This window comes from Nitratireductor rhodophyticola, from assembly GCF_019891355.1.
GTDB classification, from domain to species: domain Bacteria; phylum Pseudomonadota; class Alphaproteobacteria; order Rhizobiales; family Rhizobiaceae; genus Nitratireductor; species Nitratireductor rhodophyticola.
This window is the reverse complement of the sequence record NZ_JAHSSF010000006.1, coordinates 146,481-157,975: the sequence shown is the minus strand read 5'-3', so window position 1 is coordinate 157,975 and position 11,495 is coordinate 146,481. Positions and strand designations below refer to the sequence as shown.

Here is an 11,495-nt window from a genome sequence, read left to right as displayed (position 1 = left end):
ATCCTCATACCTTCCATACCGCTCTTGCGCGCCAATCCGCCGGAAAGCCCATGCTAGCAGGATCGGCCAACGGACAACCGTCGATCAGTGCAACAAGGCGCTGTTTCCACTCATTGTCTGGTGCGATCAGGGCCAAAAGGTAATCGAGCATCACCAGTGTGTTGTGCAGGTAGCGCGGATCGGCATCCCGCATGGCGACGGGCAGCTTGGCGGGGTATTTCGGAACTGTCATCTTCACCGTGAAGCGCTTGTTCCACAGCCTTCCATGGTGGGCGCAGATGTTACGGACATGGCTGATATGATGGGCGAAAGACGTGACGACCTTTTCGTCCAGCGCGAAGGGGGCTGCGATAGCGTTTCTATCGCCGCGCAGTTTCAGGTCACTGTAGAATTTCGACAGCAAACCGAATGACATGACCTCTGCCGCCATCCAGACCGGCGGCAGCTTGGGCGAGGTGTATTTGTCGCGATAGTGGGTCGCGAAGGTGTCGCGTGAGCGGCTGAATTCCTTGTTCAACTCGGCAACGGCGGAGGCATGACGCCCGATGTGGGCATAGTGGCCCTGTTCGAGATAGCCATGGGGGCCATAGGTCATGGCCATGTGATGCGCCCATTGCGCGCGCAGGGCCACTTCGACCCGCTCGATGGCGTCCAGGACCAGCAGCCGCAGTTCACGGTCGAAGATATAGAGTGTCAGCACATCCTCGAAGGTTGTCCCGTCACGAAAGGCGTGATCACCGTTGATCGCCGCGGGCACCTCGAAGGGCAGCCAGTAGGCCCTCAGCCGATAGTAGGAGATGAAGTTCAGGTAGTGCTGTGCCTGGGCTTCGTCCCCGACAGTCATGCCGCGACGTTTGAGGAGTTCGATCTGATTCGGGACGGAAACGGCGTGTTTTTCGAACTTCATGCGGCACTCCTGTGCCGCGAAAGCGATACCCTGAAAACAAGTAACCCGCCGGGGTGCGCAGTGCGAAACCGAGGTTCCGTCCGAGGCGTGGCGGGTCTTGTTGAGCCATTAGATAGAGCAGGAAACCTACCAAAGCAATAAGAAACCGACCGGTCCGCGCCAAAAGTCATGCCGCCGCCCTAACGTCAATCTTGCCGGTCACGGCAGCGGTGATCAGGGCCGCGCGCTTCTCGCGGAGGAGGTCGATGCTACGCTCGGTCAGGGAGATCAGGCCGTCGATGCGGGCGGTTTCGGTATCGATCTCCGACAGGATGCGGTCCTGTTCCGCCAGCGGAGGCAGGCACACCTTCAGCGTCCGGAAATGATCCCAGTAGAGCCGCATCCGGAAATCAGCGATGCCGCGCGAGAACCGGCGGATTTCCTCGGCCGCACTCTTGGTGTGAAGAAGGTGTTCGATGAACTTGGTCCGGAACGTGGTGACAGGGGCCGCGACTACATAGGCGGGGCTGACCAATCCCTTGACCGTGACGGCCCCGAACGCGCCCTGCCATGCGCGCATCATGTTGTAGACCAGATCACCGGGCGCGACGCCCTGATATTTGGTCCGGTCTTCGCTGAGGGCGACCTTGCGGTCCCGGTCCTCGTCCGCCAGTTCCCCATCCGTCACACCGTCGTGGATGGACACGGACAGAACCGGCAGTACCGGGTCAGCCGGGCGCGATACCTCGCGGAACAGGGCCGCGATGCGCAGGATATCCCAATGGGCGAGCACGCGGCCCAGCCAGTCTACGCCCGAGTCCTTCATCGGCGCGTCCGGGTCGATGCCCTTCGTCACCGCATGGGTGATCACGGCCGCCCGCTTTTCCTTCAGCAGCGCGATGAACCGGGTCTTCTTCTCGATCAGGCCGTCAATCTCGGCAGTTTCCGAGCGGAGCCGACGAACAATCTGCCGTCTTTCATCCGAGGGAGGAAGCAGGACGAGGATGTTCTTGATCGTGTCCTGATCCAACCCGAACCGGGTCACCCCGGGGGTGTCAACGTAAAGCCGCGCCTTGTTGAGGTGGGACATGATAGAGAACTGAATGTACTCCGCCGTAATCGGGTCAGACGTCCTGATGATCGACAGGTGATATCCACACACGACGCCCGGCATGTCCTCCTGCACAAAGGCAGGAACGCCAATATCCCGAGGGTCCTCTGAATCCTTCGTGATGATCACGTCACCGGCACGGAGCCCGCACTTCTTGATCTCCGCTTGCGAGGCGGTTGCTTCCATGAAATCGAGATCGGGGGTTATGACTTCGTTGTAATAGACGTCGGTATAGTTGCAGAGCCGGACCGATACCTGATCGTCGTATGCTTTTTTGTCGACATTGCTGTTGGAAATGTCGGCAACGAAGCGGAGGCGTTTTGCCTCCCAATCAACCGGAATCTGATCAACCCATTCGATTTCGCTGGGTTTCACCTGGGCATGGCGCCGGTAACTCATTCCGTCACCTCCGCCAGCACCGCCGCGATTTCCGCCTCAACCGCCTTCAGCTCGGCGTCGATGTCCTTCAGATCGCGGGGCGGCTGGTATTCATAGAAGTAGCGGTTGAAGTTGATCTCATACCCCACGATGCCCACTTGGCCGTCGTATTCGTCGCGGAACGTCTCATCCACATAGGCGTCGTGCGCATGGGGCAGAACCTCCTGCGCCATGTAGTCCCGGATGTCCGTGCCGAGGGGGATGTTTTCGAAATCCGTCAGGTCGTCATCGGGGATGATCTCACCCTTCTTGTCGCGCACCGGATCGAGGTCCGGGTCGCGCACGCCGAACGCCTTCTGGAACGCCTTGATCAGGGCGGCGTTCACCTTCCCCAGCCCGGCGTCGCGTTTGACCGCGTTCTTGACCCAGGCCTCGAACCGCTGCCAGCCATGCGCCTCGCCCATGTCCGCCTCGAAGAGCGCGGTCCAGGCGGTCTGCACTTCGGGCGTGAGCTTGCCCCAGGCGGTTTCATCCGCCAGCGCCGCAAGCCCCTCGGCCGAGATCACGATCTTTTTCCGCAACGGGCGCAGGACCTTGACGCGCCGGTAGCCGAAGTCGCGGCTGTCGAACAGGCGGCTCTCCTTCGTCGGTGCGAAGTCGGAATACATCTGGACGATCTGCCGGATCTGGTCATCCCCGACCCGGCGCCGCTTGTTGCCCTCGCTCTTGCGCATTGGCTCATAGAGCGTGGTCGCGTCGATCAGCTGGACCTTGCCCTTTCGGGCGGCCGGCTTCTTGTTGGACAGGAGCCAGATGTAGGTGCCGATCCCAGTCCGGAAGAAGATCTCGGTCGGAAGCGCGATGATCGCCTCGACCACGTCCTCCTCCAGCAGGTAGCGCCGGATCTCGGATTCCCCTTGCCCCGCGTTCCCGTTGAACAGGGGCGAGCCGGACAGGACGATCGCCGCCCGCCCGCCGCCGCGCTCCGGCGTCTCCAGCTTGCTGAGAAGGTGGAGGAGGAACAGCATCGACCCGTCGCTGACGCGCGGCAGCTTGGGGCCGAAGCGGCCCTCGAACCCCTTTTCCTGATGTTCCCGGACCACGGCGGCCTGGTCCATCTCCCATTTCTTGCCGAAGGGCGGATTCGAGACGCAGTAATGGAACCGCTCGTTCGCGAGCTTGTCGTCGGACAGGGTGCTGCCGAGCTTGATGTTCTTCGACAGGTCGCGGCCCGGATCGGACTCGACGGTCTTGAGCAGCATCGAGGCGAGGCAGACTGCGTGGGTCTCCGGTTCGAGCTCCTGACCGTAGGGCACGATGACCGGAGCGATGGAGTAGCGGTCGCGCAGGGCATTCACGTGCTCCATCCCGTCGGACAGAAAACCGCCGGTGCCGCAGGTGGGGTCATAGAGGGTCCGGATGAGCCCCGGGTTGTCGATGAACATCTGGTCATCCGGGTCGAGCAGCAGCTCGATGGCCAGATGGACCACATCGCGCGGGGTCATGAAGTCCTCGGCCGCCTCGTTCACCTCGGCGCCGAAACGCCGGATCAGGTGTTCATAGACGTTGGACATGACCCGTTCCGGAACCGCGTCCGGGTGCAGGTCGATGGCGGCGAAGTTCTGACAGATCTTGTAGAGGACCCCGGCCTTGTCCATCCGGGCCAGCGTGTTGGCGAAGTCGAACTGTTCGAAGATAACCCGGGCGTTGTCGGAGAAGGAGGCGATGTAATCCTCGAGGTTCTGGCGGGTCCGGGTCGCGCCGAGGCTGCGCAGATCGTAATTCGAGGTGTTGTAGAACGGGTAGCCGGTCTGGGTCCGCAGGATCACGCCCAGGTCGATCGGGCTGTCCTTCATCGTCTTGACGGTTTCGCGCACTTGATCCCGGGTCGGTTCCAGCACGCATTCCAGGCGGCGCAGCAGGGTGAAAGGCAGAATTACCTTGCCGAAATCGACGTGCTTGAAGTTCCCCCAGAGGTCGTCCGCGTTCTTCCAGATGAAATCGGCGAAGGAGGTGTTCGTCGTCTGGGTACTCATCTATGCGCCTTCACTGCTATTCGTTTTCGTCTCAAGGTGCTGTTCCAATAATCGTGCTGCCAAACGGAAGCCGTCGACCTGACTCATCCGGTGCCGGACACAGAGTTCCTTGAAGGCCCACCGCTCATCCTCGGTGATCTTCAAATTTAGGTTCGAAAGTTTCGCGGCATCATCACCCATCGGGCATCTCCTCGCGGATAATGACTTACCTTCCATTCTTCCATTGAAGAATTCAATCACATTCCTTTGGGCGGCCCCGTTTCAACCTGATCCACAGTTGGAAAGCGGATTCTTTAAGGGGACTTCAGATCCAGTTCCTTGTTCCGCTCGATCTGTGTTCTTTCGGGTCACGCCGACACCTTCGATGTCGTTGTTTCTGAGAGTATTAGCCAGGACCTCGTATGGCGTCGCTCACCGGTTCGGCTGAGCGCACCTTTTTCGACCAGGTCCTGCAGATCGCGGGTTGCGGTTGCGCGTGAAGTTCCGGTGATCTTGAGATAGTTGTTGGCTGAGGCCGCCTTCGAAACCGCCAGGGCCTTCCCGAAACAGGCGAGCGATGGCCTTGGCCTGGCGTTCGTTCAAGTGGTCTCTGTGACGATCGTAGAAGTGCGCTTTGTTGATGAAGAAGCCGACGCGGTCGAGTGTGACCTGTTGGGCCTTCAAGACAACTTCTGCGGGCGATGTCACGTTAACTTCCGGTCAGCGCCTTGCGGTGTAGAGGCGCGAGCATGAGTACGTCCGCCATCAGCTACAAGCGTCACCGCTTTCCTGCCGAAATCATCGCCCATGCGGTTTGGCTGTATTATCGGTTTCCGCTGAGCCTGCGTCATGTCGAGGAAATGCTTTTGGAGCGCGGCATCGTCGTTTCCTATGAGACGATCCGCCGCTGGGGCCGGAAGTTCGGGCCGGACTATGCTGGGCGCCTGCGCCGCAAGCAGCCGGACCGCAATGATATCTGGTACCTCGACGAGGTCGCCATCACGATCGCCGGCAAGAAACATTGGCTGTGGCGTGCCGTCGACCAGGATGGCTATGTGCTCGATGAGATCGTCCAGACCCGGCGCAACACCAAGGCCGCCAAGCGCTTGCTGACGCGGCTGCTGAAGAAGCAGGGGCTCGCACCGAAGCGCATGATCACCGACAAGCTCCGCTCCTATGGAGCAGCCAAGCGGCAGGTGATGCCGCAGATCGAGCACCGCTCGCACAAGGGCTTGAACAACCGTGCGGAGAATTCGCACGTGCCGCTGCGAAAACGAGAACGCTCAATGCAGGGGTTCCGATCGCCGGGGAGCCTACAGCATTTCATCTCGATCTTCTCCGCCTTTCGCAACCTTTTCGTCCCGCCCCGCTCACAACGCTCTGCTCTCGGCATCCGCCGTCATCGCCTCCAGGCCATGGCGGAATGGAACGCTGTAACCATCGGCACCTGATCGAGCCGCCGCAGGGCCCGGTGCGTCCATGCTCAGGTTTATGTGACATCGCCCGCCAGTGGCCCGCAGGCGCGTGAAACTCTCTTGCGCCCTACACCGGACGGGAAAGCAGCAGTAGGGGAAACTATGGCTGACCTTCGCAATATCCAAGCGACCCCCGCACCGGCGAGCGCTCGCACCGAAGCGGCAATCGACGAGGGCCTGCGCGCGTATATGATCAGGGTGTACAACCTGATGGCGCTGGGCCTCGCAATCACCGGCGTGGCCGCATTCGCGACCGCTCAGATGGCCGTTTCCAGCGGGCAGCTCACCGGGTTCGGACAGCTCATCTTCGCCAGTCCATTGCGGTGGATGGTCATGCTTGCGCCGCTCGGCTTCGTATTCTTCTTGAGCGCCCGCATTCAAAAGATGACGGTCTCGGCAGCGCAGACGACCTTTTGGGCTTTCGCTGCGGTCATGGGCCTGTCTCTCGCTTCGATCTTTCTCGTCTACACTGGCGAGAGTATCGTGCGCGTGTTCTTCATCACGGCCGCCTCGTTCGGCGCGCTATCGCTCTGGGGCTATTCGACGAAACGCGACCTGAGCGGCATGGGCTCGTTTCTGTTCATGGGCCTGATCGGCCTCATTCTGGCGATGATCGTCAACATTTTCCTGGCGTCTTCGGCGCTGCAGTTCGCCATCTCCGCAATCGGCGTTCTGATCTTTGCAGGCCTGACAGCCTACGATACGCAGCAAATCAAGGAGATGTACTGGGAAGGCGACGATACGCTGGTGGCGGGCCGCAAAGCGATCATGGGCGCCCTCAGGCTCTATCTGGACTTCATAAATCTGTTCATGTTCCTGTTGCAGTTCCTGGGTAATCGCGAATAGGGGCGCTCGGCCGGATGAACACGCGAAGGGCGGTTCAGGGCCGCCTCTCCTTCATGATCGATCGGTTTGTCGGCGTCTGAGCAGCGAGCGCAACACTGGCTTCGCGAGGGCTCCCGCTGATCATTGTCACTGTGGGAGGGTGAATAGTCACGCTCGTCCGCATCCGTCAGTCGGCAGCCGAATCTACTTTCAGGAATACGCGATCATCCCATGACGAGATGTTTCAAGGGTATGTGCCGCCGGAGAAGCCCGGTCTTTGATCGGCATTGGTCCCGATGACTTTCCCAGATATCATCTTGACCGCTACGGTGCCCAACGGCGTAATCGAAACCTTCCCAAGGTCGGCACGTACACGGTCTGGAATCTCCTTGCTGACTGCATCCGTGCATCCTCACGGCGCTGGATTGTCACGAATCTGTTGCGCTTCGACCGGCTGCGCATGCTGAGCAAACCTACCAGAGAACCGGCCACCTCTAGCATTCTGCTGAGTATCACGTCGGGGTCGAACCGTCACTGCCCACACAAGCGAATTTCTCGGATCCCGGCATCTGTGCGGCCTCTCGTTCCTCCGGTTTGAACCGGCTTTCCTCCTGGTCGTTGAAGACGTGATCTTGCGTGATCACTTGCAACGCGCGGAGTCGTAGTCGTAGCCAATCAGCTCGACGTTCGCATCGACAGTTTCAGGAAACATGTGCCCGTTCTTCCTAAATCATCGAACTGATGTCGGATGCAAAGCTCGGATAGGCGAAGATGAGGCCCTTTATCTGGTTCGCGGTCAGGCCTGCGGCCATCGCCATCGCGAAGAGGTTGATCTGCTCCTCGGCGCCGGGGCCGATCAGGTGGGCACCCAGGATCTTTCCGGTCCCCTTTTCGACCAGAACCTTGTAGGCGGTGTGCTTGGCGCCGACGCGCAGCGATGAATACCAGCCTGCGGTTTTGTCGAAATAGGTGTCGAAATCCAATCCCTCCTCGCGTGCTGCAGCTTCTGAAAGTCCGACTGAGGCCAGTTGCGGCAGTGTGAAGACGACGCTCGGGATCGGTGGATAATTCACCTCCCGCTCGTCCTTGCCGGCGAGCAGGTTCTTAGCCGCGATCCGGCCTTCGTTGGCTGAGACGGGGGTCAGCATCGGGCCACTGTCCGCACAATCGCCGGCGGCGAAGATTGCGGGGTTGGTGGTGCGCATGAAGGGGCTGACCTTGATGCCCATGCGGCTATACTCAACGCCTGCGGCTTCGAGGTTGAGATGGTCGATATTGGGGACGCGACCGGTTGCGTGAACCACTAGATCGCAGTCGACGGTCTCAACGCCTGTCGGCGTCTCGTAAGCGACTGTAAAACCTGTGCCATTCTTCTCGATCTTGAGAACCTTGGCCTCAGTCCGCAGATCGACGCCGAGATCGGCCGTGGCTTCGGACAAGATCGCGACAAGGTCCGGATCAAAATTCCCCAGCGGCCGCTCCATCATTTCCAGAACCGTCACTTCGCGCGCCCCCGCACGCTTGGCGATATGGGCGAATTCCATCGCGATGAATCCGCCGCCAACGAACACCACCCTGTCGGGCCGTTCCGGCAACGCGAGGAAATCGGTACTGGTCGCCAGCAATTCCTCGCCGGGGATGTTCAGCGTCATTGGCCGGGCGCCGGTGGCGATATGAAAGTGTCGTGCCGATAGGACTTCGCCACTGACCTCGATCTTGTCACGCCCGGTGAAGCGTGCCTCGCCGTGCAACACTGTAATACCGGCTTTGTCCAGTCCGCCTTCGATGCGGTCGGGCATCGCATCGGTAAACGTGCGCTTGAAGGCGATCATGTCCGGCCAGTTGACGGAGGTCTGTGCCACCAGCCCCTTGCCGTCGAGGTTGCGGGCCCATTCGACCCCCTCGGTCACGGCGATCAGCATCTTTTTGGGATCGCAGCCCCGCAACGCACAAGTGCCGCCGAAGGGCAGGCTGTCGATGCTGGCAACCGTCCAGCCAGCGTTGGCGGCCATCCGAGCGACACCGTTTCCACCCGTACCACCTCCGATCACAATCAGATTGAACCTTCCGGTATTGCCCATGTTTTCCTCTTTCGATCGGTTGCGGCTGTTAGACCGCATTCACACTCTTCCAGACGAACAGTTTCAGGTTTGTTTTGGGCTCCTCGACTGCCTGGCCTTATGTGGAGTGGCAGCGGTTACATTCACAGCCCTTTTCACGAAGAGTGCCGCCGGTTCTGACGAAGGCCTTTTCAAGCTAGTCGTGGAGGGGATGCGTGACGGCGTTCCATTATTCCTTCCTATCCGGCGCAGCAGGAGAGCTTCGCCACGTCCTTGCCGAAGCCCTGCGCGGCAAGCTTCAGCCCTTCGACCGTGGTGAGATAGGGAAAGATCGTCTCGCCCAGTTCCCGGGTCGTCATGCCGTGCTTGATGGCCAGCACCACCGTCTGGATGCTGTCTGCGCCCTCGGGCGCAAGGATCTGGCCGCCAAGCAACCTGTCGGTCCCGGCATCGGCAACCAGTTTGATGAGCCCACGCGTGTCGCGGGCAGCCAGCGCCCGCGGTACCTGGTCGAGCGGGACGATCGAGGTCTTGGTCGTAAAGCCTGTGGCCTGAGCCGCCCGCTCGGTCAAGCCGACACCGGTCACCTGCGGATCAGTGAACGTCACCCACGGCATGGCCGCGTTATCATAGACGAGGCTGTCGCCGTTCAGCGCGTTTTTCGCCGCGAGCTTGGCGCCGTAGGCCGCCATGTAGACGAACTGGTCACGGCCGGTCACGTCGCCCGCCGCGTAGACGCCAGGCCTTGAGGTGCGCATCCGCTCGTCGACGACGATGCCGCCATTGCCGGACAGCCGCACGCCCGCGTCGGCTAGCCCGAGAGCATCGGTGTTCGGAGATCGCCCCGTGGTCAGAAGAACCTCCTCGGCGGGGATCACTTCCTCCGCCCCGCCGATGGCAATCGTCAGCTCGACACCTCGATCGGTCCGCGCGATCCTGCGATAGGCAAGATCGGTGCGGACGGTGATGCCCTCGTCACGAAGATAGCCGGTCAGGGCCTTAGAAACCTCCGGCTCTGCCTCCGGCAGCAGGCGGCGACGGGTAACGAGTGTCACTTCCACCCCCGCGCGGGCAAACATCTGCGCGAGCTCGCAGCCGATATAGCCGCCGCCGATCACTAGCAGCGAACGCGGCAAGTCGGTTAATTCGAGCGCGGTCGTGCTGGTGAGGTAGGGAACCTCCGCAACGCCGGGAATATCGGGCAAGGCCGGCGAAGAACCGGTCGCGATGATGATCCTGCCGGCCGGGATCGCGGCGCCATTCACGAATACGCCCTGTCCGTTCAGGCGCGCAGGACCCTCAAGATAGACAATCCCGTTATATTCGGGCAGCAGGTCGATATATTTCTTCTGCCGCAGGGTTGTGACCAGATCATCCTTGGCCGCGATGAGACCTGCCCAGTCAATCACATTGGCCTCGCCGGCAAGGCCGGGAAAACGATGCGCGGCGCGCGCACCGTGCAGCGCCTCGGCGGCGCGGATCATCGTCTTCGACGGCACGCAGCCAACATTGACGCAAGTGCCGCCGATCGTGCCGTGGCCAATGAGCGCGACCTGCGCGCCCAGCTCAGCGGCCGTGATCGCGGCCGAGAACCCCGCGGAACCGGCACCGATCACCGCCAGATCATAGCGGCAATTATTTTTTGACTTGCAGCAGTCGGACATGAAAATCTCCTACTGATTTCTGTTATAGACGCGTGGCCGATGTCGCCACAGCAGGTAACCCGCTGCAGCAACAATCATGATGAGAACAGGCAATAGACCGTAGACCGCTGTTGTGAGTGCGCCCACGCCGATCACGCCTACAGCGCCGGCAGGAGCAGCGCCAACCAGCACAATGCTACATCAGAGCGCCAACCAGTCCGAAGCCAGGTATGGACCGGTCATGCATGGGTCTAACTCCCGATCGCCTTGGCAGGATAGCCAGCATCGGTGGAAGCAGCGGCAATAGCCGCGACCGTAGCGGTCGACGGGTCGTAGACAACCGTCGCCGTCTTGGCCTCGAAATCTACCTTGACCGATTTCACTCCCGCAACACCTTCCATGGCCAAGCGTACCGTGATCGGACACGACGCGCACGACATGTTCTCGATGGCAAACGTCTGCGTCTTTTCTGCCACGGCAACTGCTTCTGACGGCGACTGGGCGGAAGCGGAGCTGACTAACGACAACGCAATCATCGTGCTTGTCCCGAGAGCAAGTGCGGCGAAGATAGCTTTCGGCAAGTGTTTCACGTGTTGTCTCCTACTCTAATAGAACAGCGGTGCCCACCAGCCGATCGTGATGGCGAGCACGATGATGACCGTCGCGATCCAGAGCGCGGTCTTGGTGATGATGGCGGAGCGCGGACGGGCGCAGTAGGAACCCGGTTCGCAAACGGTCTTGGGCTTGAAATAGACTTGCCATAAGCCAAGCCCCAGCGGCACGAGCGTCGCGGCCACGATATAGGGCTTATAGGGTTCGAGCATCGTCAGGTTTCCGATCCATGCGCCGGAGATGCCGAGCATCACCAGGAGCAGGGGGACCACACAACAGGCCGATGCCAAGAACGCGCCGATGACGCTTAGCGTTGCGAATCCGCCCTCACTCCGAACCCGATCACTGGCAACCTCCCGAGAGTTGCCACCGATTTCTTTCATCAACGACCATCGTCGATTTTGAATCGCTTCACGTACATCATTCATCATCCAAAACCCTCACGACAATTCTTGGGTCCCATGGTACATAACTCCTGTAGCAACTACAG

Annotated in this window: 10 protein-coding genes and 1 pseudogene; 2 read left to right on the top strand and 9 right to left on the bottom strand. The window is 60.5% G+C overall.

Features of this window, described 5'->3' with window-relative positions; all coding sequences use genetic code 11:
* Positions 1-4 precede the first annotated feature (4 nt).
* From KUG85_RS20600 to KUG85_RS21180, 5 genes and pseudogenes are all read right to left on the bottom strand, one after another.
* A complete protein-coding gene (locus KUG85_RS20600) occupies positions 5-907 on the bottom strand; it encodes an Abi family protein (protein ID WP_223006713.1) in 903 nt (300 codons plus the stop codon).
* 166 nt (positions 908-1,073) lie between these two features.
* Positions 1,074-2,396, bottom strand: coding sequence for a restriction endonuclease subunit S (locus KUG85_RS20595; protein WP_223006712.1), 1,323 nt, complete (start codon positions 2,394-2,396; stop codon positions 1,074-1,076).
* Positions 2,393-4,411, bottom strand: a complete 2,019-nt coding sequence (locus KUG85_RS20590) for a type I restriction-modification system subunit M (RefSeq protein WP_223006711.1) — start codon at positions 4,409-4,411, stop codon at positions 2,393-2,395. Before KUG85_RS20590 ends, KUG85_RS20595 begins: the two co-directional genes overlap by 4 nt.
* Entirely contained in the window at positions 4,412-4,591 is a 180-nt protein-coding gene (locus KUG85_RS20585; protein ID WP_018001757.1) for a hypothetical protein, read from the bottom strand. It lies immediately after the preceding gene.
* A gap of 167 nt (positions 4,592-4,758) precedes the next feature.
* Positions 4,759-5,086 (bottom strand): annotated as a pseudogene (locus tag KUG85_RS21180) (DUF4172 domain-containing protein); the annotation flags it as partial.
* A 53-nt stretch (positions 5,087-5,139) separates the two neighbouring features.
* Between KUG85_RS21180 and KUG85_RS20580 the strand changes: the two are divergent.
* Both KUG85_RS20580 and KUG85_RS20575 read left to right on the top strand, forming a co-directional pair.
* Entirely contained in the window at positions 5,140-5,841 is a 702-nt protein-coding gene (locus KUG85_RS20580) for an IS6 family transposase (RefSeq protein ID WP_223006710.1), read from the top strand.
* A 126-nt stretch (positions 5,842-5,967) separates the two neighbouring features.
* Complete coding sequence (locus tag KUG85_RS20575) at positions 5,968-6,711, top strand: Bax inhibitor-1/YccA family protein (RefSeq protein ID WP_223006709.1); 744 nt, start codon at positions 5,968-5,970, stop codon at positions 6,709-6,711.
* A 704-nt stretch (positions 6,712-7,415) separates the two neighbouring features.
* Here the strand turns inward: KUG85_RS20575 and KUG85_RS20570 are convergent.
* The 4 genes from KUG85_RS20570 to KUG85_RS20555 form a co-directional block, all read right to left on the bottom strand.
* A complete protein-coding gene (locus KUG85_RS20570) occupies positions 7,416-8,771 on the bottom strand; it encodes a dihydrolipoyl dehydrogenase family protein (RefSeq protein ID WP_223006708.1) in 1,356 nt (451 codons plus the stop codon).
* A gap of 218 nt (positions 8,772-8,989) precedes the next feature.
* Positions 8,990-10,414, bottom strand: a complete 1,425-nt coding sequence (merA, locus tag KUG85_RS20565; RefSeq protein WP_223006707.1) for a mercury(II) reductase — start codon at positions 10,412-10,414, stop codon at positions 8,990-8,992.
* A gap of 230 nt (positions 10,415-10,644) precedes the next feature.
* Positions 10,645-10,983 (bottom strand): heavy-metal-associated domain-containing protein, encoded by a 339-nt coding sequence (locus tag KUG85_RS20560; RefSeq protein WP_322098573.1) that lies wholly within the window; start codon positions 10,981-10,983, stop codon positions 10,645-10,647.
* A gap of 15 nt (positions 10,984-10,998) precedes the next feature.
* Positions 10,999-11,388 (bottom strand): mercuric transporter MerT family protein, encoded by a 390-nt coding sequence (locus KUG85_RS20555; RefSeq protein WP_223006706.1) that lies wholly within the window; start codon positions 11,386-11,388, stop codon positions 10,999-11,001.
* Positions 11,389-11,495 lie beyond the last annotated feature (107 nt).

Coding starts and splice junctions, on each gene's coding strand:
- KUG85_RS20570 (WP_223006708.1), bottom strand. CDS start 8,771: ATGGGCAATACCGGAAGGTTCAATCTGATTGTGATCGGAGGTGGTACG.
- merA (WP_223006707.1), bottom strand. CDS start 10,414: ATGTCCGACTGCTGCAAGTCAAAAAATAATTGCCGCTATGATCTGGCG.
- KUG85_RS20575 (WP_223006709.1), top strand. CDS start 5,968: ATGGCTGACCTTCGCAATATCCAAGCGACCCCCGCACCGGCGAGCGCT.
- KUG85_RS20600 (WP_223006713.1), bottom strand. CDS start 907: ATGAAGTTCGAAAAACACGCCGTTTCCGTCCCGAATCAGATCGAACTC.
- KUG85_RS20585 (WP_018001757.1), bottom strand. CDS start 4,591: ATGGGTGATGATGCCGCGAAACTTTCGAACCTAAATTTGAAGATCACC.
- KUG85_RS20590 (WP_223006711.1), bottom strand. CDS start 4,411: ATGAGTACCCAGACGACGAACACCTCCTTCGCCGATTTCATCTGGAAG.
- KUG85_RS20595 (WP_223006712.1), bottom strand. CDS start 2,396: ATGAGTTACCGGCGCCATGCCCAGGTGAAACCCAGCGAAATCGAATGG.
- KUG85_RS20555 (WP_223006706.1), bottom strand. CDS start 11,388: ATGAAAGAAATCGGTGGCAACTCTCGGGAGGTTGCCAGTGATCGGGTT.
- KUG85_RS20580 (WP_223006710.1), top strand. CDS start 5,140: ATGAGTACGTCCGCCATCAGCTACAAGCGTCACCGCTTTCCTGCCGAA.